At 61.0% G+C, this 20,498-nt stretch carries 17 protein-coding genes and 1 pseudogene; 11 read left to right on the top strand and 7 right to left on the bottom strand.

Going from position 1 to position 20,498, the window contains the following annotated elements; genetic code table 11:
* Positions 1-157: 157 nt before the first annotated feature.
* A complete protein-coding gene (gene bglX / locus FBX99_RS12285) occupies positions 158-2,449 on the top strand; it encodes a beta-glucosidase BglX (RefSeq protein WP_144929249.1) in 2,292 nt (763 codons plus the stop codon).
* 133 nt (positions 2,450-2,582) lie between these two features.
* Here the strand turns inward: bglX and FBX99_RS12280 are convergent, their stop codons facing one another.
* From FBX99_RS12280 to FBX99_RS12265, 4 genes are all read right to left on the bottom strand, one after another.
* Positions 2,583-3,740: a phosphatidylserine/phosphatidylglycerophosphate/cardiolipin synthase family protein gene (locus FBX99_RS12280; RefSeq protein ID WP_144929251.1), complete on the bottom strand. Its 1,158-nt coding sequence runs from the start codon at positions 3,738-3,740 to the stop codon at positions 2,583-2,585.
* A gap of 1 nt (position 3,741) precedes the next feature.
* Entirely contained in the window at positions 3,742-4,332 is a 591-nt protein-coding gene (locus FBX99_RS12275; protein ID WP_144929253.1) for a YceI family protein, read from the bottom strand.
* A gap of 146 nt (positions 4,333-4,478) precedes the next feature.
* Entirely contained in the window at positions 4,479-4,790 is a 312-nt protein-coding gene (locus FBX99_RS12270) for an amidase (protein WP_145131713.1), read from the bottom strand.
* A complete protein-coding gene (locus tag FBX99_RS12265; RefSeq protein ID WP_145131711.1) occupies positions 4,787-5,881 on the bottom strand; it encodes a serine hydrolase in 1,095 nt (364 codons plus the stop codon). The genes FBX99_RS12270 and FBX99_RS12265 overlap by 4 nt, the downstream gene beginning before the upstream one ends.
* 314 nt (positions 5,882-6,195) lie before the next feature.
* Here FBX99_RS12265 and olsB point away from each other — a divergent pair, with 314 nt between their 5' ends.
* Together olsB and FBX99_RS12255 are read left to right on the top strand one after the other, a co-directional pair.
* Complete coding sequence (olsB, locus tag FBX99_RS12260; protein ID WP_144929259.1) at positions 6,196-6,951, top strand: L-ornithine N(alpha)-acyltransferase; 756 nt, start codon at positions 6,196-6,198, stop codon at positions 6,949-6,951.
* A complete protein-coding gene (locus FBX99_RS12255; RefSeq protein WP_144929261.1) occupies positions 6,951-7,745 on the top strand; it encodes a lysophospholipid acyltransferase family protein in 795 nt (264 codons plus the stop codon). The genes olsB and FBX99_RS12255 overlap by 1 nt, the downstream gene beginning before the upstream one ends.
* Before the next feature lie 114 nt (positions 7,746-7,859).
* Here the strand turns inward: FBX99_RS12255 and FBX99_RS12245 are convergent, their stop codons facing one another.
* The gene (locus tag FBX99_RS12245) at positions 7,860-8,444 is read right to left on the bottom strand and encodes an ACP phosphodiesterase (protein WP_144929263.1); all 585 of its coding nucleotides are present in this window, start codon (positions 8,442-8,444) and stop codon (positions 7,860-7,862) included.
* 165 nt (positions 8,445-8,609) lie between these two features.
* On the opposite strand from FBX99_RS12245, the gene FBX99_RS12240 reads away from it, so the two are divergent.
* From FBX99_RS12240 to FBX99_RS12225, 4 genes are all read left to right on the top strand, one after another.
* Complete coding sequence (locus FBX99_RS12240) at positions 8,610-8,912, top strand: helix-turn-helix transcriptional regulator (protein WP_003198672.1); 303 nt, start codon at positions 8,610-8,612, stop codon at positions 8,910-8,912.
* Positions 8,913-8,924: 12 nt separating this feature from the next.
* Positions 8,925-10,091, top strand: coding sequence for an MFS transporter (locus FBX99_RS12235; RefSeq protein WP_144929265.1), 1,167 nt, complete (start codon positions 8,925-8,927; stop codon positions 10,089-10,091).
* 32 nt (positions 10,092-10,123) lie between these two features.
* Complete coding sequence (locus FBX99_RS12230) at positions 10,124-11,173, top strand: alkene reductase (RefSeq protein ID WP_144929267.1); 1,050 nt, start codon at positions 10,124-10,126, stop codon at positions 11,171-11,173.
* Between the two features lie 340 nt (positions 11,174-11,513).
* Positions 11,514-12,020: a hypothetical protein gene (locus FBX99_RS12225; RefSeq protein ID WP_144929269.1), complete on the top strand. Its 507-nt coding sequence runs from the start codon at positions 11,514-11,516 to the stop codon at positions 12,018-12,020.
* A 138-nt stretch (positions 12,021-12,158) separates the two neighbouring features.
* Here FBX99_RS12225 and FBX99_RS12220 read toward each other — a convergent pair whose 3' ends face one another.
* Complete coding sequence (locus FBX99_RS12220; protein WP_145131709.1) at positions 12,159-12,791, bottom strand: TetR family transcriptional regulator; 633 nt, start codon at positions 12,789-12,791, stop codon at positions 12,159-12,161.
* Between the two features lie 258 nt (positions 12,792-13,049).
* Here FBX99_RS12220 and FBX99_RS12215 point away from each other — a divergent pair, with 258 nt between their 5' ends.
* Genes FBX99_RS12215 through adeC form a run of 3 tightly spaced genes read left to right on the top strand, consistent with a single transcriptional unit; the run spans position 13,050 to position 18,844 of the window.
* Entirely contained in the window at positions 13,050-14,231 is a 1,182-nt protein-coding gene (locus FBX99_RS12215; protein WP_145131707.1) for an efflux RND transporter periplasmic adaptor subunit, read from the top strand.
* A gap of 3 nt (positions 14,232-14,234) precedes the next feature.
* Positions 14,235-17,390 carry an efflux RND transporter permease subunit EmhB gene (gene emhB, locus FBX99_RS12210; protein WP_144929275.1) on the top strand — a complete coding sequence of 1,052 codons (3,156 nt, stop codon included), beginning with the start codon at positions 14,235-14,237 and terminating at the stop codon, positions 17,388-17,390.
* On the top strand, positions 17,387-18,844 hold the full coding sequence (gene adeC, locus FBX99_RS12205) for an AdeC/AdeK/OprM family multidrug efflux complex outer membrane factor (RefSeq protein WP_047701819.1): 1,458 nt from the start codon (positions 17,387-17,389) through the stop codon (positions 18,842-18,844). Before emhB ends, adeC begins: the two co-directional genes overlap by 4 nt.
* Before the next feature lie 543 nt (positions 18,845-19,387).
* Here adeC and FBX99_RS12200 read toward each other — a convergent pair.
* Positions 19,388-19,737 (bottom strand): annotated as a pseudogene (locus tag FBX99_RS12200) (DUF6124 family protein).
* Between the two features lie 534 nt (positions 19,738-20,271).
* Between FBX99_RS12200 and FBX99_RS12195 the strand changes: the two are divergent.
* A partial coding sequence (locus FBX99_RS12195; protein ID WP_145131705.1) for an OprD family outer membrane porin occupies positions 20,272-20,498 on the top strand: 227 nt, incomplete at its 3' end.

Below are 20,498 nucleotides of genomic sequence, written 5' to 3'. Positions count from 1 at the left end.
ACGGATCGATGGGCTAAAAGATGCGCGGTGCGAAACTAAGTTCAGCCCCATGGGTTCGAAAGTGTGCTGCATTTGACCGAACAACAATAGCCACTCCTCACATTTCGGCTGACGGCGTGTCCTGATTACCGCCTTTGGGCCTGCGAGAAAACTATTCATGAAGAAGCTGTGTTTGCTGGGCCTGTTTGTCAGTCTGGCCAGTCAATCCGTATTAGCCGACACCCTGCCAGCCCCCATAGAGAACAAGGACGCTTTCATCGGTAACCTGATGAAGCAGATGACCCTCGAGGAAAAGATCGGCCAGTTGCGCCTGATCAGCATCGGCCCGGAAATGCCCCGGGAGATGATCCGCAAGGAAATCGCCGCCGGCAACATCGGTGGTACGTTCAACTCCATCACCCGTGATGAAAACCGTCCGATGCAGGACGCGGCCATGCGCAGCCGGCTGAAGATCCCGATGTTCTTCGCCTATGACGTGATCCACGGCCACCGCACCATTTTCCCGATTCCCCTGGCCCTGGCTTCGAGCTGGGACATGGACGCCATCTACCGCTCCGGCCGCATCGCCGCCCAGGAGGCCGCGGCCGACAGCCTGGACATCACGTTCGCGCCGATGGTCGACATTTCCCGCGACCCACGCTGGGGTCGGACCTCCGAGGGCTTTGGCGAAGACACCTACCTGGTGTCGCGCATTGCCGGGGTGATGGTCAAGGCGTTCCAGGGCAACGGTGCCAACGCGGCCGACAGCATCATGGCCAGCGTCAAGCACTTTGCCCTGTATGGCGCCGTTGAAGGCGGCCGGGACTACAACACCGTGGACATGAGCCCGGTGAAAATGTACCAGGACTACCTGCCGCCCTACCGCGCCGCCATCGATGCCGGTGCCGGCGGGGTGATGGTGGCGTTGAACTCCATCAACGGCGTGCCGGCCACGGCCAACACTTGGCTGATGAACGATCTGCTGCGCAAGGAATGGGGCTTCAAGGGCCTGGCCGTCAGTGACCACGGTGCCATCTTCGAACTGATCAAGCACGGCGTCGCCAAGGACGGTCGCGAAGCGGCGAAGCTGGCGATCAAGGCCGGTATCGACATGAGCATGAACGACTCGCTGTATGGCAAGGAATTGCCGGGGCTGCTCAAGGCCGGCGAGATCGAACAGAGCGACATCGACAACGCCGTGCGTGAAGTGCTCGTCGCCAAGTACGACATGGGCCTGTTCAAGGACCCGTACCTGCGTATCGGCAAGGCCGAGGATGACCCGGCCGATACCTACGCCGAAAGCCGCCTGCACCGCGCCGATGCCCGTGACGTGGCACGCCGCAGCCTGGTCCTGCTGGAAAACCGCAACCAGACCCTGCCGCTGAAGAAGAACGCGAAAATTGCCTTGGTCGGCCCGCTGGCCAAGGCACCGATCGACATGATGGGCAGTTGGGCCGCCGCCGGTCGCCCCGCGCAGTCGGTCACCCTGTTCGACGGTATGAGCCGCGCCCTCGGTGGTGACGCCAAGTTCATCTATGCCCGTGGCGCCAACATCACCAGCGACAAGAAGGTGCTCGACTACCTGAACTTCCTCAACTTCGACGCCCCGGAAGTGGTGGACGATCCACGTCCGGCCCAGGTGCTGATCGACGAAGCGGTGAAAGCCGCCAGGCAAGCCGATGTGGTGGTGGCCGCCGTGGGTGAATCCCGTGGCATGTCCCACGAGTCTTCGAGCCGCACCGAGCTGAACATCCCCGCCAGCCAGCGCGAGCTGATCAAGGCCCTGAAAGCCACCGGCAAGCCACTGGTGCTGGTACTGATGAACGGCCGTCCGCTGTCGTTGCTGGAAGAAAAACAGCAGGCCGATGCCATCCTGGAAACCTGGTTCAGCGGCACCGAAGGCGGCAACGCTATCGCCGACGTGCTGTTCGGTGACTACAACCCGTCGGGCAAACTGCCGATCACCTTCCCACGCTCGGTGGGTCAGATTCCGACCTACTACAACCACCTGAGCATTGGCCGTCCGTTCACCCCGGGCAAGCCAGGCAACTACACCTCACAGTACTTCGATGACACTACCGGTCCGCTGTACCCGTTCGGCTACGGCCTGAGCTACACCGAGTTCAGCCTGTCGGACATGGCCCTGTCCTCCACCACGCTGAACAAAACCGGCAAGCTCGACGCCAGCGTGACCGTGGAGAACACCGGCAAGCGCGACGGCGAAACCGTGGTGCAGCTTTACATCCAGGACGTGACCGGATCGATCATCCGTCCGGTGAAGGAACTGAAGAACTTCCAGAAGGTGATGCTCAAGGCCGGCGAGAAGAAGGTCATTCATTTCTCCATCAGCGAAGACGACCTGAAGTTCTACAACGCCCAGCTCAAGTACGCGGCTGAGCCAGGCAAATTCAACGTGCAGATCGGCCTGGACTCCCAGGATGTGAAGCAGCAGAGTTTTGAGTTGCTCTGACTCCAGGGCAACACACTTTCCCCTGTGGGAGCGGGCTTGCTCGCGAATGCGGTGTATCAGTCAACCATTCAGTTGGCTGATACACCGCATTCGCGAGCAAGCCCGCTCCCACATTGGGATTCTCGGTGTATCGTCAGCCCCGCCGATCCAGCAGATTCACCACCACCCGATCCACCAGCCCCCACACCCGCTGCTTGAAACGCTTCCACAACGGCCGGCGCTGCCAGGCATCGAGGCTGACTTGCAGGCTTTGGCTGAAGTCCTGCTCGAAGCTTGCCGCCACTGCGCGGCTGAGTCTGGAATCCAGGGCTTCGAGGTTCGCTTCCAGGTTGAAGCGCAGGTTCCAGTGGTCGAAATTGCACGAACCGATACTGACCCAGTCGTCCACCAGCACCATTTTCAAGTGCAGGAAACACGGCTGGTACTCGAAGATTTTCACCCCGGCCTTGAGCAGGCGCGGGTAGTAGCGGTGCCCGGCGTAGCGCACGGACGGATGATCGGTGCGCGGGCCGGTGAGCAGCAGGCGCACGTCGATGCCCCGGGTGGCGGCCTTACGCAAGGAACGGCGCACGTTCCAGGTCGGCAGGAAGTACGGCGTCGCCATCCAGATGCGTTTCTGGCCGCTGTTCAAGGCCCGGGACAGCGATTGCAGGATATCGCGGTGCTGGCGGGCGTCCGCATACGCCACCCGGCCCATGCCCTCGCCCGCCGGTGGCACCCGCGGCAGACGCGGCAGGCCGAAGTTGGAAGCGGGCTTCCAGGCCCGGCGATGGCGGTTGGCGAGCCACTGGCGATCGAACAGCAACTGCCAGTCCAGCACCAGCGGGCCGACGATTTCCACCATCACTTCGTGCCACTCGCTGCGACCGTCCAGGGGGTTCCAGAATTCATCGGTCACCCCGGTACCGCCGACCACCGCCAGACGCTGATCCACCAACAACAGTTTGCGGTGGTCGCGATAGAAATTACGCACCCAGCGGCGCCAGCTCAGGCGGTTGTAGAAACGCAACTCCACACCGGCCTCGATCAGCCGATTGCGCAAGCTCAGGGTAAACGCCAGGCTGCCATAGTCATCGAACAGGCAACGCACCCGGACACCGCGCTCGGCCGCCTGGACAAGCGCCTGGACCATCGCTTCGGCACAGGCGCCCGCCTCCACCAGGTACAGCTCCAGTTCGACTTGCTCCTGGGCGCGGGCGATCTCCACGAGCATGCGCGGAAAGAATTGCGGGCCGTCGATCAACAGCTCGAACCGATTGCCTTCACGCCAGGGAAAGACCGGGCCGCTCATGTCAGCGCGCCGTAAAGATCAGCACCGCACTCACCGGTACCGAAAGGCTGATGGCCGACAGCCCGGCCATTTTTCGCAACGTCTCCAGGCCCGGCGCCAAGTCGAAGTCCGCCGCGTTGAGCACCACCGGTTCCAGGGTCACCACCTGGAACCGGTGTTCATCCAACCGCGTCGCCAGGAGTTCGACGTTGTACTCGTGCTGTTTGCCATGCAAGTCCACGATCAGCGGCAGGCGCAGTTCCAACTGGGCGCCGTTGGCCAGGTCCTGGATCGGCAACAGATCGATCTGCGCAGTGACGGTGGCTTCACCGAACTGCTTGATGTTGAACAGTTCGGTGCGCATGCGCTCGTCCCGCAGGGGGATGCCGCTGTTGATCGACTCCAGTTCCACTTCCAAACGCGCCAGCCCCTTGGGCTGGACCTGGCCATGCAGCACCAGGAAGCGCTGGACCTCGGAAACATTGCCGTTCTTGCTGCTGACGAACGACAACCGTGACGACTCACCGTCCAGGTACCAATCGGCCCGGGCAGGCAGCACAACGCCGGCCAGCAGCAAGGTCGCGACAGCGAAGGAAAGACACTGCTTGAACATACACACTCGGAGGGCAGATAAACCTGTGGCGAACCTTAACCGGGCCGAGGGCGCTTGCAAACTGTCTGTTTAATCCATCGTCCGGCCCACGGCCCCCGTGGCGAGGGGATTTATCCCCTCGCCACAAGGTTCGTGTCGCTCCAAGCTCACGGCTCCAACCGGCACCCCTGCCGCTCCCCCAACCACCGCGCACTGTTGCCGCGTCCCAGCCCGGCGACCGTCACGCGTTTCGCTTCAGGGGTTTCGAGAAAGTCGCTGATGGGTACCGACTGTCTCACGTAGCCACGGCAGTAGTCGGCCGGTTGCAGCATCACGTAGCGGCACGAGCAATACTCCTTGGCGGTGTAGGCGCTGATGATGTCGGGGAACGCTCGCAGGGCCACCCGATCGATCCAGATCCAGCTGAACAGCGTAATAAGCAGCGCCACCATCAGCGTCAACATTGACCTGCGTCTCATGGCTGCACCGCCCCGGCGAACGCCGCCATGACACGCTTGAGCAATTCGTTATGGCGATAGCTGCCGTCGCGGTCGTCACCGTATCGCACAATAACCAACCTGGCGCTGGGAATGACATACAACGCCTGCCCCCAATGCCCAAGTGCGGCATAGGTGTCCGCCGGCGCATCGGGCCAGGGGTGGAGGCTGGGGTCGGTGGCGCGGTTGAGCCACCAGTGTCCGCCGGGCACGGCCTCGTCCTGGCCGGCCTGGAACCGGGTGAAAGGTTCGCGATTGAACGCCACCCACTCCTTGGGAATCAGCTGCCGCTCGCCCCAGCGGCCATCGCGCTGCATCAGCAAGCCGACACGGGCCAGGTCGCGGGCGGTGAGGTAGGCGTAGGACGAACCGACAAAGGTGCCGCTGGCATCGGTTTCCCAAACAGCATGGCGGATGCCCAGCGGTTCGAACAATGCCGTCCAGGGATAGTCGGGATATCGCGCCGGGCCGACGATATTTTTCAAGGCCGCCGCCAGCAGATTGCTGTCGCCGCTGGAATAACGGAACGACTGCCCCGGTGGACTGTAGCGCTCATGTTGCGTGGTGAACGCCGCCATGTCGCGGCGCCCCCGGGTATAGAGCATCGCCACCACCGAGGAGTGGAGCGGTGCGTACTCATAGTCCTCCTGCCAGTCCAGGCCCGAGGCCCAATGGAAAAGGTCGGCCAGGGTCAAGTCCGGCGAGTGGCTCAACGCGGGGTAATACCGGGCCACCGGGTCCTGCAGGGCAAACCGCCGTTCACCGTAGGCCACGCCAAACACCGTCGCCATCAGGCTTTTGCTGATGGACCAGGTCAGGTGCAGAGCGTCGGCGCTGGTGGGGCCGGCGTAGCGCTCATAGACCAGACGCCCATCCTGGATCACCAGCAGCGCGTCGGTGCGAATGCCTTGGCGGGTGGCATCGTCGCGCGGTGCAAAAGCGTATTGCTCGAGGGCTTCGATGCTCGACCCGACGGGTGTCGGGCCGATTGGCCATTGCTCGCCAGGCCAGTCTTCGGCATGGACGCTCTGGTTGAACAGCAGGAGCGGAATCAGGAACCAGCCTTTGCGCATACGGTGGGGCTCGGAGGATTGAACCTGTCGAGCTTAGCCGGCGTTGATGACAGTTTTGCTGGCTGCGGCATTCCCTTGTGGGAGCGAGCCTGCTCGCGATGCAGGGTCTCAGCCAACATCGATGCAACTGATCCACCGCTATCGCGAGCAGGCTCGCACACAGGGGATTCTTGCGGGCTGTCACATAAGCATCACCAAAGCTTCATGGCGATGACACCGGGGCTACATAGCCTGACTTTGCGCAACATGGCTGCATAAAGAAAGTCGATTGGCTCAACCCCAAGACGGGTACACAGCCCGCACGGAGATTCGCTATGACTCAGATCGCCCGCATCAGCGACACCGGCAATGAACGCCGCCTGCAAGCCGAACGCCTGATCGGCGCCCAGGCACTGCAAGAAGCCCAAGCCCTGCGCTTCAACGTCTTCAGCGGCGAATTCAACGCCAAGCTCAAGGGCGCGGAAATGGGTCTGGACATGGATGACTACGATGTTCACTGCGCCCACATCGGCGTACGCGACCTGAACACCGGGCGCCTCGTGGCGACCACCCGCCTGCTCGACCACCAGGCCGCCAGCAGTCTGGGCCGTTTCTACAGTGAAGAAGAATTCAATCTCCACGGCCTGATCCACCTCAAGGGGCCGATCCTGGAAATCGGCCGTACCTGCGTCGACCCGGCCTACCGCAACGGCGGCACTATCGCGGTGCTCTGGGGTGAGCTGGCGGAAGTCCTGAACGAGGGCGGCTACAGCTACCTGATGGGTTGCGCGAGCATTCCGATGCAGGACGGCGGCATCCAGGCCCAGGCGATCATGCAACGCCTGCGCGAGCGCTACTTGTGCACCGAGCACTTGCAAGCCGAGCCGAAAAAACCGTTGCCGACCCTCGACGTACCGTCCAACGTCATCGCCGAAATGCCGCCGCTGCTCAAGGCCTACATGCGCCTGGGCGCGAAGATCTGCGGCGAGCCGTGCTGGGACGAAGACTTTCAGGTGGCCGACGTGTTTATCCTGCTCAAGCGCGACGACCTCTGCCCACGCTACGCCCGCCACTTCAAGGCAGCGGTGTGATGAGCCGGTTACGGGTGTACGCGCGTATCGCGCGAGTGCTGCTGGTGGTGGCGCTGGGCTTGACGATGGCCAGCGTGTTCGGCCTGTTCGAACGCCTGGGCCTTGCCAATTCCATGCTGCGTCGTCAGCGCTGGTCAAGATTTTTCATGGCGCGCTTGAGCAATGCCCTGCCCTTTTCCGTGACGGTCCACGGTCAGTTGCCGCAACGGCCGATGCTGTGGGTCAGCAATCACGTGTCCTGGACCGATATCCCGCTGCTGGGCATGCTCGCGCCATTGTCGTTTCTGTCCAAGGCCGAGGTGCGTACCTGGCCGGTGGCCGGTTGGTTGGCGGCCAAGGCCGGCAGCCTGTTTATCCGACGCGGTTCGGGTGACAGCCAGTTGATTCGCAAGCAGATGAGTCGTCATCTGGAGCAGGCGCATCCGCTGCTGATGTTCCCGGAAGGCACCACCACCGATGGCCGCTCGTTGCGCACCTTCCATGGCCGCCTGCTGTCGGCGGCCATCGATGCCGACGTCGCGTTGCAGCCCGTGGCGATCCGTTACTTGCGCAACGGCGAGCCTGATTCGCTGGCCCCCTTCATTGGCGATGACGACTTGCTGTCGCACCTGATGCGTTTGTTCGCCAATGATCGGGGCGACGTGCACATCCACCTGCTGCAACCCATCGCCTGCCACGGCCAGGAACGTGCAGCGCTGGCGTTCCAGGCGCAGCAGGCGGTGCACAAGGCCTTGTTCGGGACGATTCCCGAGAAACAACAAACGCCGATGCGGCCTGCGGCGATTGCGGCCTGATCCGGATTTTTGCGCGGCCCCCCTGTGGGAGCGGGCTTGCTCGTGAAGACGGCAGTACATTCAACACAGATGTTGACTGATCCACCGCCTTCGCGAGCAAGCCCGCTCCCACATTTAGTTATTTAGCGTGACCTGACTCAGCACAAAATCCTGCAACTGCGGGTAAAACAACCGAAAGTCTTCGGTCAACGGCTCATAGAGCCTGATCAACTCTTCCATCGCCCCGGTCAGTTCCTCGGGTCGGGACAGGCGGCGGGAAATGCCGCGCAGTACCTGCCCCAGCACTTCGAATTCCTGATAAGACCCCAGCCAGTCATCCGCCGCCATATACGGCGCGATCTGTGCCAGGCGCCCGGGCAATTGCGGTTCGGTGCGCAGTACCTGGTAGACGCGGGAGGTGAAATCCACCAGCGCCCCTTCGCCGTACAACGCCCAGTCCCGAGCCAGGCAGTGGTCGAAAAACACGTCCAGCACGATCCCGGCATAGCGCCGTCGCACCGTGGAAAAACGCGACAGGGCAATGTCCACCAAGGGATGGCGGTCGGTGTACATGTCGATACGCCGGTGCAGGGCAATCGCCGCTTCGATCTGCGGATCGTACTGTCCTTGCAACGGCCCTTTGACGAAGTCGCCGTAGAGGCTGCCGAGCAGTTGTTCCCGGCCGGAGCCGCCAAGGTGCAGGTGCGCGAGGTAGTTCATGACCCGCAGCTTAGCACCACCGCGCCCATATCGTTATAACCCGATATAGCGATTTGTTCGGTATTCAGATCAAATCCATATTGGTATATCGCGAAATAACGATCTAAGGTTCGCTTCATCGCGATATAGCGTTTTACTCACCTGAACTCACTACGAACCGCCCACATGACCCTTGACCTCGACGAAATAATAAAAGCACTGGCGCACCCGGTACGGCGAGACATTCTCAACTGGCTCAAAGACCCCAAGGTCCAGTTCCCTGAACAATTGCACAACCATGAGTTCGGCATCTGCGCCGGACAGATCGACCAGCGTTGCGGCCTGTCACAGTCCACGGTGTCGGCCCATCTGGCGGTGTTGCAACGGGCGGGGCTGATCACCAGCCAGAAGGTCGGTCAATGGCACTTCTTCAAACGCAACGAGGAAGTGATCCAGCAATTCCTCAAGCAAATGAGCCAAGAGCTCTGACAAGGATTCGCCATGCCCCTCTCACTCCTCATCCTGGCCCTCAGCGCCTTCGCCATCGGTACCACCGAGTTCGTCATCATGGGCCTGTTGCCCGATGTGGCGACTGACCTGGGTGTATCGATCCCCGGCGCCGGCTGGCTGGTGACCGGCTACGCCCTGGGCGTGGCCATCGGTGCTCCCTTCATGGCCCTGGCCACCGCCCGGCTGCCACGCAAGGCCGCGCTGGTGGCGCTGATGGGAATTTTCATCATCGGCAACCTGCTGTGCGCCATTGCCAGCGACTATAACGTGCTGATGTTCGCCCGGGTCGTGACCGCCTTGTGCCACGGCGCCTTCTTCGGAATCGGTTCGGTGGTGGCCGCCGGCCTGGTGGCGCCCAACAAGCGTGCCTCGGCCGTGGCGTTGATGTTCACCGGCCTGACCCTGGCCAACGTGCTCGGCGTCCCGCTGGGTACGGCACTGGGCCAGGAAGCTGGCTGGCGCTCGACCTTCTGGGCCGTGACCCTCATCGGTGTGGTAGCGCTGATCGGTCTGATCCGCTTCCTGCCAGCCAAGCGTGATGAAGAAAAACTCGACATGCGCTCGGAACTGGTAGCGCTCAAGGGAACGGGCCTATGGCTCTCCCTGGGCATGACGGCACTGTTTTCCGCCTCGGTGTTCACCCTGTTCACCTACGTCGCGCCGTTGCTGGGTGAAGTCACCGGCGTGTCGCCCCGTGGCGTGACCTGGACCCTGGTGCTGATCGGCCTGGGCCTGACCCTGGGCAATATCATCGGCGGCAAGCTGGCGGACAAGAGCCTGGCGAACACGCTGATCGGTGTGTTCGTCACCATGGCCGTAGTCTCCACCGTGTTGAGCTGGACCAGCGTGGCGCTGATCCCAACCGAAATCACCCTGTTCCTCTGGGCCACCGCCTGCTTCGCGGCCGTGCCGGCCCTGCAAGTCAACGTGGTGACCTTCGGCAAAGAGGCACCGAACCTGGTGTCCACCCTGAACATCGGCGCTTTCAACATCGGCAATGCCTTGGGCGCCTGGGTCGGCGGCAGCGTCATCGACCAGGGCCTGGGCCTGACGAGCGTCCCGCTGGCCGCCGGTGCGCTAGCGGTACTGGCACTGTTGATCACCCTGATTACTTTCCGCCAGGGCGCCAACCCCGACCTGGCTCCGGCAACTCGTTGACTTTTACCTTCCACTTTCGAGGCTTGTGATTCATGACGACTATTTTCGACCCGATCAAACTCGGCGACATCGAGCTGAAGAACCGCATCATCATGGCGCCACTGACCCGCTGCCGCGCCGACGCGGGCCGCGTGCCCAACGCGTTGATGGCCGAGTACTACGTGCAACGCGCCTCCGCCGGCCTGATCCTCAGTGAAGCCACTTCCGTCACGCCGATGGGCGTGGGCTACCCGGACACCCCAGGTATCTGGTCCAACGACCAGGTGCGCGGCTGGGCCAACGTGACCAAGGCGATCCACGGCGCCGGCGGCAAGATCTTCCTGCAACTGTGGCACGTCGGCCGGATCTCCCATCCGTCGTACCTGAATGGCGAAACCCCGGTGGCACCCAGCGCCATCCAGCCTAAGGGCCACGTGAGCCTGGTGCGTCCATTGGCCGACTACCCGACGCCACGGGCCCTGGAAACCGCTGAAATTGCCGACATCGTCGACGCCTACCGCGTAGGCGCCGAGAACGCCAAGGCCGCCGGTTTCGACGGCGTGGAAATCCACGGCGCCAACGGCTACCTGCTCGACCAGTTCCTGCAAAGCAGCACCAACCAGCGTACCGACCACTACGGCGGCTCCCTGGAAAACCGCGCCCGCCTGTTGCTGGAAGTGACCGACGCCGTTATCGAAGTCTGGGGTGCCGGCCGGGTTGGCGTGCACCTGGCGCCACGTGCCGACTCCCATGACATGGGCGACGAGAACCGCCTGGAAACCTTCAGCTACGTGGCCCGCGAACTGGGCAAGCGTGGCATCGCCTTCATCTGCTCCCGCGAGAAAGAAGGCGACGACAGCATCGGCCCACAACTCAAGCAAGCTTTCGGCGGCCCGTACATTGCCAATGAGCGCTTCACCAAGGACAGCGCCAACGCCTGGCTGGCCGAAGGCAAGGCTGATGCCGTGGCATTTGGTGTGCCTTTCATTGCCAACCCGGACTTGCCGGCACGCTTGAAAGCCGATGCGCCGCTGAATGAGCCGCACCCGGAAACGTTCTATGGAAAGGGTCCGGTGGGTTATATCGATTATCCCGTGATGTAAGCATGTAACTCAGGTCAACTGAAAAGCCCTGACTCGAAAGAGCCGGGGCTTTTTCATGCCTGCAAACTTTAAATCCGCGTCAATTATCCAGAGCAGAAATATCGAATAACAAGACGAAACTTATCCACGGTGGATTCATACATTGAACAACGCTAATAATAAAACCGGAACGACACTTCACCCACTCAAAGGATTGACGCTTATACATTCATTTCCAACAATGATTCAACACACTGACAAGTAAAGCTCGGCAAAACAACACCATCCAATCAAACACAGCAACATACCCACAATGTATGCAAGCTTCAGCGAGCCTTGCATTTATGAGAGACGCATAACCATGAATATTCTGAAAAGTTTCATCCTTGCCCTGGTACTGGGGCCCGCTATGGTTGCCAACAGCATGGCCAACACCGGCATCACCGTAGAGATTACAAACAATACCAACGGTACGTTGAGCATGACCAACCTGCTGACCGATCCGCCACAGCCTGCGGACTTTTCCTCGAACGCTTATGACGTATCGCCCAAGTCCATTCGCAATATTCATTTCGTCCATCAAAGGAGTTACACCTATCCCACAGCGGGTTGGCAGCCCACACTGAAGAAAGTCAAACCTATTGAACTCGTTATTTCTTATGCGCTGAACAATTACGACTTCGAATGCCAGATGCAAACCCGATTCCAAGCCCCAATCGTCTTTGGCGCCCTGGAACCCCGTTACCAGCCGGCCTGGAACAGTCGATCAAACTACACTGGCGATGGCAAATACACGTGCAGGACTGAAATCTCGCAAAAGATGCTCGAGCCGCCCTTCAACTACACTGTTCGCCTGATTGTCGAATAGGCCGTAGACACACGAAAGCGACGCGCGCGTTGTCAATGTGCCAACGGTTCATCTATAAAGTACCCCGCCGGGCTTGAAGTCCGTCGGGGTATTGGTCGTCAGCTATTGACACATATCGACGCAATTACGCATTTTGTTTCATTTGCGCAGGTTGGGGCTCAGGCGCAGCATATCCAGCCCGATGTCCACCCAGCGCTCGGCTTCACCAGCCAGGGCGAAGCTGTCGGGGACCAACAACCATTGGTAGAGGATGCCATCGATGTAGGCATGGAGGGCAACCGCCGCCCTTTCCGGGTCCATATCATCCGGCAACTGTCCACGCTTCATTGCATTGCGCAACGACAACGCGATGCGCACATTGCAGTCGAGGCTGACTTCGCGCCGCTGCTGGCGCAAATCGCACATCTCATCGGTGAACTCGCACTTATGGAAAAGAATCTCATTGATGCGTCGGGTTTTCGGGTCCAGGGCCACCTGTTGGAACAACCGCACCAACAGCTTCCGGACGCAGCCCAACGGGTCCGGCTCCTCTTCGTTTTCACTGGCGCGGGCCAGTTCATCGAGCGGCTCGTGCAAGGTGTCGAGCATGGCCTGGAGCAGATCCGCCTTGTTGCTGAAATGCCAATAGATCGCTCCGCGCGTCACACCGGCCAGGGTCGCAATGTCGGCCAGCGTCGTGCGCGCCACGCCACGCTCGAAAAAGGCTTTTTCGGCCGCTTCGAGTATCTGGCTGCGAGTCTCCAGAGCTTCCTCTTTGGTACGACGAACCATGGCAGTAAACACCTCAATCAGGATGCATGAGCAATGCGTAAGGTCAGTTGAGCGAATCGAGCGCCCTCTCATAGAGCGAACCTTCGGTCAACAGGGCCTTTGTCAGGCTTTTGTAAAGTTGGATGGTACGCAATCTGGCTGTTTACAAACAACCATGTACGTAAGTATATTTCTTAGCAACCTACTAATTGAAAATGACACCTTTCTAACTTTCCACCTTTCGAGTGCGCCTATTGCGCGCCTGACCCGAGGATTTCCATGCAATTCAAGCTAGCTGTTACCGCTCTGGTTACCGCCATCGCCCTGGCATCACTGCTCAGCGGATGCAAAAAGGAAGAGGCGGCCCCCGCCGCACCACCCCCTCAGGTCGGCGTCGTAACCCTCAAAACCCAGCCTTTCACCTTGACGTCCGAATTGCCCGGCCGAACCAGCGCGTTCCGTGTCGCGGAAGTCCGTCCACAGGTCAACGGCATCATCCTCAAGCGTCTGTTCAAGGAAGGCGCCGACGTCAAGGCCGGCCAGCAGCTGTATCAGATCGACCCGGCCGTGTACGAAGCGACCCTCAAGAGTGCCGAAGCGAACCTGCGGTCAACCAAATCCATCGCCGATCGCTACAAGCAGTTGGTGGATGAACAGGCCGTCAGCCGCCAGGAATACGACACCGCCGTGGCCAATCGCCTCGAATCGGAAGCCAACCTGCAAACCGCCCAGATCAACGTGCGCTACACCAAGGTCTATGCGCCGATTTCCGGTCGCATCGGCCGTTCTTCGGTCACCGAGGGCGCGCTGGTCAGCAACGGTCAGGCCGACGCCCTGGCGACTATCCAGCAGTTGGACCCGATCTATGTCGACGTGACGCAGAGCTCGGTCGAACTGCTGCAATTGCGCCGTGAGCTGGAAAGTGGACGGTTGCAGAAGGCTGGCGACAATGCCGCCATGGTCAAGCTGACCCTGGAAGACGGCAGCCAGTATGCCCATGACGGCAAGCTGGAGTTTTCCGAAGTGTCGGTCGATCAGACCACTGGCTCCGTCACCCTGCGGGCCGTGTTCCCCAACCCGGACCACACCCTCCTGCCGGGCATGTTCGTTCACGCGCAATTGCAAGCCGGTGTGAACAGCGCGGCGATTCTCGCGCCGCAGCAGGGCGTGACCCGTGACCTCAAGGGCTTGCCGACCGCTTTGGTGGTAGGCCCGGACAACAAGGTCGAACTGCGTCAGCTCAAGGCCAGTCGCACCGTCGGCAGCCAATGGCTGATCGAAGACGGGCTCAAGGCTGGCGACCGCCTGATTACCGAAGGCCTGCAGTACGTGCGGCCTGGGGTTGAAGTCAAGGCCACCGAAGCCACCAACGTGAACAGCAATGCGGGCACCAACGCAGCCACCAAGAACCCGGCCCCCGCTCAGGCAGCTGACAAAGCAGCCGGCGGCAAAGGGGAGTAAACCATGTCGAAATTCTTTATCGACCGTCCGATCTTCGCCTGGGTGATCGCCCTGGTGATCATGCTGGTCGGGGCTCTATCGATCCTCAAGTTGCCGATCAACCAGTACCCAAGCATTGCACCGCCGGCCATCGCGATCCAGGTCACCTACCCGGGTGCGTCCGCGCAAACCGTGCAGGACACCGTGGTCCAGGTGATCGAGCAGCAGCTCAACGGTATCGACAACCTGCGTTATGTGTCCTCGGAAAGTAACTCCGACGGCAGCATGACCATCACCGCGACCTTCGAGCAGGGTACCAACTCCGATACCGCGCAGGTCCAGGTCCAGAACAAGCTGAACCTGGCCACCCCGTTGCTGCCGCAAGAAGTGCAGCAGCAGGGCATCCGCGTGACCAAGTCAGTGAAGAACTTCCTGATGGTGATCGGCGTTGTATCGCGCGATGGCAGCATGACCAAGGACGACCTGTCCAACTACATCGTGTCCAACATGCAGGACCCGATTTCGCGCACGGCCGGTGTCGGTGACTTCCAGGTCTTCGGCGCCCAGTACGCGATGCGGATCTGGCTCGACCCGGCCAAGCTGAACAACTATGCCCTGACCCCGGTGGACGTCAAAACCGCCATCGCCGCGCAGAACGTCCAGGTGTCCTCCGGCCAGCTCGGCGGCCTGCCTGCCCTGCCCGGCCAGCAACTGAACGCCACCATCATCGGCAAGACCCGCCTGCAGACCGCTGAACAGTTCAAGGCGATTCTGCTCAAGGTCAACCCGGATGGCTCGCAAGTGCGCGTCGGTGACGTCGCCGATGTCGGCCTGGGTGGCGAGAACTACAGCATCAGTGCCCAGTTCAACGGCGCCCCGGCTTCGGGCCTGGCCGTCAAACTGGCCAACGGTGCCAACGCCCTCGACACGGCCAAGGCCCTGCGCAAGACCATCAACGACCTCAAGCCGTTCTTCCCGCAAGGCATGGAAGTCGTGTTCCCCTACGACACTACGCCAGTGGTGAGCGAGTCGATCAAGGGCGTGGTGGAAACCCTGGTGGAAGCTGTCGCGCTGGTATTCCTGGTGATGTTCCTGTTCCTGCAGAACTTCCGCGCCACCATCATCACCACGATGACCGTGCCGGTTGTGCTGTTGGGTACGTTCGGGATCCTCGCGGCGTTCGGTTTCAGCATCAACACCCTGACCATGTTCGGCATGGTGCTCGCCATCGGCTTGCTGGTGGACGACGCTATCGTCGTGGTGGAAAACGTCGAACGGGTAATGAGCGAGGAAGGCCTGTCGCCCAAAGAGGCAACGAAAAAGTCCATGGGCCAGATCCAGGGCGCGCTGGTGGGTATTGCCCTGGTGCTTTCGGCGGTACTGCTGCCGATGGCGTTTTTCGGCGGTTCCACCGGTGTGATCTATAAACAGTTCTCCATCACCATCGTCTCAGCCATGGCCCTGTCGGTACTGGTGGCGCTGATCTTCACCCCGGCGCTCTGCGCGACCATGCTCAAACCCATTGCCAAGGGTGACCATGGCGTGGAGAAGCGTGGGTTCTTCGGCTGGTTCAACCGCAACTTCGACCGCAGCGTGCAGAGCTACGAGCGGGGTGTCGGCAATATCCTGCGCCATAAAGCGCCGTACTTGCTGGTCTATCTGATTATCGTCGTCGGTATGATCTGGCTGTTCATGCGCATTCCGGCGTCTTTCCTCCCCGAGGAAGACCAGGGGGTACTGTTTGCCCAGGTCCAGACGCCAGCCGGGTCCAGCGCCCAGCGCACCCAGGTGGTGGTGGACAAGATGCGTGAGTACCTGCTGCGTCCAGGCAAGGATGGCGGTGAAGGCGATGGCGTGGCCTCGGTGTTCACCGTGACCGGCTTCAACTTCGCCGGCCGCGGCCAGAGCTCGGGCATGGCCTTCATCATGCTCAAGCCGTGGGAAGAGCGTAACGCCGATAACAGCGTGTTCAAGATCTCCGCCCGCGCCCAGCAACACTTCTTCACCTTCCGCGACGCCATGGTGTTCGCCTTTGCCCCTCCGGCGGTGTTGGAGCTGGGTAACGCCACAGGTTTCGACGTGTTCCTGCAGGACCGTGCCGGCGTCGGCCATCAGAAGTTGATGGAAGCGCGTAACCAGTTCCTGGGCATGGCGTCCCAAAGCAAGGTACTGGCCCAGGTGCGTCCGAACGGCCTGAACGACGAGCCGCAATACCAACTGGAAATCGATGACGAGAAGGCCAGCGCCCTGGGCGTGACCATTTCGGATATTAACAACACCCTGTCGATTGCCCTGGGCAGTAGCTACGTCAACGACTTCATCGACCGTGGTCGGGTGAAGAAGGTGTATGTCCAAGGACAGGCAGGCGCTCGCATGAGCCCTGAAGACCTGCAGAAATGGTACGTGCGCAACAGCGCGGGAACCATGGTGCCGTTCACCGCGTTTGCCAAGGGCGAGTGGATATACGGCTCGCCGAAGCTGTCCCGTTACAACGGCGTGGAAGCGATGGAAGTGCTCGGCACCCCGGCCCCGGGCTACTCCACCGGTGAAGCCATGGCTGAAGTCGAGGCCATCGCCAAGAAGCTGCCGGCCGGTGTCGGTATTTCCTGGACCGGCCTGTCGTATGAAGAACGACTGGCGGGCTCCCAGATGCCGGCGCTGTTCGCGCTGTCGATCCTGATGGTGTTCCTCTGCCTGGCGGCGTTGTATGAGAGCTGGTCGATCCCGATTGCGATCGTGCTCGTGGTGCCGCTGGGGATCATCGGTGCGTTGATGGCGACCAGCTTGCGCGGTCTTTCCAATGACGTGTACTTTCTGGTCGGTCTGTTGACCACCATCGGCCTGGTCGCGAAAAACGCCATCCTGATCGTCGAGTTCGCCAAGGAACTGCACGAGCAAGGCAAGAGCCTGCAGGAGGCGGCCATCGAGGCTTGCCGGATGCGACTGCGGCCGATCATCATGACTTCGCTCGCGTTTATCCTCGGCGTGGTGCCCTTGGCAATTTCCACAGGCGCCGGCTCGGGTAGCCAACATGCCATCGGTACCGTGGTGATCGGCGGGATGATCACCGCCACCGTCCTGGCGATCTTCTGGGTGCCGCTGTTCTTCGTGGCCGTTTCGTCGATAGGTCGTCGCAAAAAGGACGACACCCCTGAAACCATTAAAGAGGCTGGGCAATGAGCAAGTCGTTACTCTCTCTGACCATCGCCGCCGTCGTGCTCAGCGGCTGCTCGCTGATCCCCGATTATCAGCGGCCCGAAGCACCGGTCGCGGCGCAATACCCGCAAGGTCCTGCCTACGAGCCGGCCAAGGCGGCCGGCCAGGCGGCCGCAGAACAAGGCTGGAAGCAGTTCTTCCATGACCCGGCCCTGCAACAGTTGATCCAGGTTGCCCTGGAAAACAACCGCGACCTGCGCGTCGCGGCACTGAACATCGATGCCTACGCCGCGCAGTACAACATCCAGCGCGCGGACCTGTTCCCGGCGGTCTCGGCCACGGGTTCCGGCAGCCGCCAGCGGGTACCGGCACGGGCCTCGCAGACCGGACAAGCAGCCATCAGCAGCTCCTACTCGGCCACCCTGGGCATCAGTGCCTATGAACTGGACCTGTTCGGTCGGGTTCGCAGCCTGAGCGAGCAAGCGCTGCAAAGCTACTTCGCCACTGAGGAAGCTCGCCGCAGTACCCAGATCAGCCTGGTGGCCAGCGTCGCCAACGCCTATCTGACCTGGCAGGCCGACAAGGAACTGCTCAAGCTGACCCAGGAAACCCTGGGGACCTACGAGCAGAGCCTCAAGCTGACCACCCGCAGCGCCGATGTCGGCGTCGCCTCGGCGCTTGACCTGAGCCAGGCGCGCACGGCGGTGGAAAACGCCCGTGTGCAACTGGCCCGCTACACCCGCCAGGTAGCCCAGGACGAAAACAACCTGACCCTGCTGCTGGGCACCGGCCTGCCGGCCAACCTGAACACGCAACCGCTGAGCAACGACCTGCTCAGTGAAGTGCCGGCCGGGTTGCCGTCGGACTTGCTGCAACGTCGTCCGGACATTCTCCAGGCCGAACACAACTTGCTGGCCGCCAACGCCAACATCGGCGCCGCGCGGGCCGCGTTCTTCCCGAGCATCAGCCTGACGGCCAACGCCGGCACGCTGAGCCCGGACCTGTCCGGCCTGTTCAAGGGCGGCTCGGGCACCTGGACCTTCGCCCCGCAGATCAACCTGCCGATCTTCAACGCCGGCAGCCTGCGGGCGAGCCTGGACTACGCCAAGATTCAGAAAGACATCAACGTCGCTCAGTACGAGAAGTCGATCCAGACGGCATTCCAGGAAGTCTCCGACGGCCTGGCCGCGCGCCAGACCTACAACGAGCAGTTGCAGGCCCAGACCGATTTCGTCGCCGCCAACCAGGATTACTACCGCCTGGCCGAGCGTCGCTATCGCATTGGTGTCGACAGCAACCTGACCTTCCTCGACGCCCAACGCCAGCTGTTCAGCGCTCAACAGTCGCTGATCACCGACCGCCTCGCGCAATTGACCAGCGAGGTCAACCTGTACAAGGCGCTGGGTGGTGGCTGGAATGCCGAGACGGGCAAGAACGAGCCGGTGAAGGAAGAAGCGCCGAAGATGAAATTGTTCTGACTTGATGCTTGAACGCTGAAACACGAAGCCCACCGAGAGGTGGGCTTTTTGTTTGGGTTCTACAGAGTTGTGTGGGAGCAAGGCTTGCCCGCGAAGAAGGCGACATGGTCATTCTCCTGTGGGAGCGAGCTTGCTCGCGATGGTGGCCTGACAGGCGGCCGGGGGGGTTGTTTACTGAGTACATATCCATTACTGCGGTAACGGCCACTTAGGGTTTCGCCCTGACGGCGACTTACTTTCTTTCAAACGCCAAAGAAAGTAAGCAAAGAACGCTGGCCCCACCACTCGGCACCTCGCCTACGCTCGGTGTGCCCTCACTCCGGCATTGCTCCGTGGGCCCGCCGCGAAGGGCCATCCATGGCCCAGCGCGGCTATCCCGGCATCCATGCCGGGATGCCCACTGCGCAATGCCTGCGTTCGGCCAGCGTGGTTAATGGGGCATTCAAGATCAAAAGCAAAAGCAAAAGCGCGTGATCAACTGAAGTACTGTCATCGCGAGCAAGCTTTGCTCCCACAGCCCAGCTGGGGGATAGCCCCACTTGGCTAACGCGGGTCGACGATATCCAACGCACGATTAGCCAATAGCTCACTCAATTCAACCATCTGCGCCACGCCCAATGCGACATGCCGCCGCGAGCCTTCCAGATCGAACGCCAGATCATTGACATGGCATTGGCCGAGGCCAGGGTTTCGCTGAGATTCGCCAGCAGAGACTCGGTGTCGAGGGTATCGATGACGGTGAAAACTTGAGTTGAGGTTTTGGGCTTGGGATCAGGGTGGGTGCCAAGATGGAAATCGAGTGCTCGGTCTGCTGCCTCTTGGAGTTTGTCTGGATCGGGGTCGTTGTAGGGGAAAGCGCCTCCATCTGGCGAAGAGGTTTGATGTTTGTTCATAACGGAGCTCCTGTTTCAATTGGAGCCGAGACGTATAGTCCGGCACTGGCGCCTAACAAATTCGGCGGGCTTGCAGTCCCGGTCGCTGAATGGGCAGCGACACAAAAAGGCTAGAGGCACGGCTTCCGAGCGACAACCTTAAAAGCTTGTCGGAAAAATCGACGCGTCTGTCAGACCGTCCACGAGCCCTGTGGGAGCGAGCCTGCTCGCGATAGCGGAGGACCAGGCACAGCTGTGTTGTCTGACACGCCGCTATCGCGAGCAGGCTCGCTCCCACAGTTTTTTTGGGTTGAGCTCAGGTGTTTTTGCCGTTCGATAATCGCCCAAAACCGATAATCGCCAATTGAAGCGATCCCGGCCTGCCCTTCACCATCCCTCGCACACAACAAGAACGACAGGTTCCTCGCCATGACCACACGCCCCGCCTCGCCCGGCTGATCCTCAGCCATCTACCCGTTGGTTCCACCGTTTCGTCTGCAACCCAGGTTTGCGGCAGCGGTTCTTCTCGTCCATAAAAAAAACAGAGACACGCCCATGAAGTCCACACAGCATTTGTTCCCTAGCCTCATCGCCGTTGCCCTGGCCGGTTCCGCCCTGCCTGTCTTGGCCGCAGAGTCGGGGTTTGTCGAAGATGCGAAGGTCAATCTCAACCTGCGTAACTTCTACTTCAACCGCAACTTCACCAACCCGAACAACGCCCAGGGCAAGGCCGAGGAATGGACCCAGAGTTTCATCCTCGACGCCAAGTCCGGTTTCACCCA

Origin of the sequence: Pseudomonas sp. SJZ074 (genome assembly GCF_007828215.1) — a bacterium.
Classification (GTDB): Bacteria; Pseudomonadota; Gammaproteobacteria; order Pseudomonadales; family Pseudomonadaceae; genus Aquipseudomonas.
The sequence above is the reverse complement of the archived record's forward strand: the minus strand, read 5'-3'. Positions and strand labels throughout refer to the sequence as shown.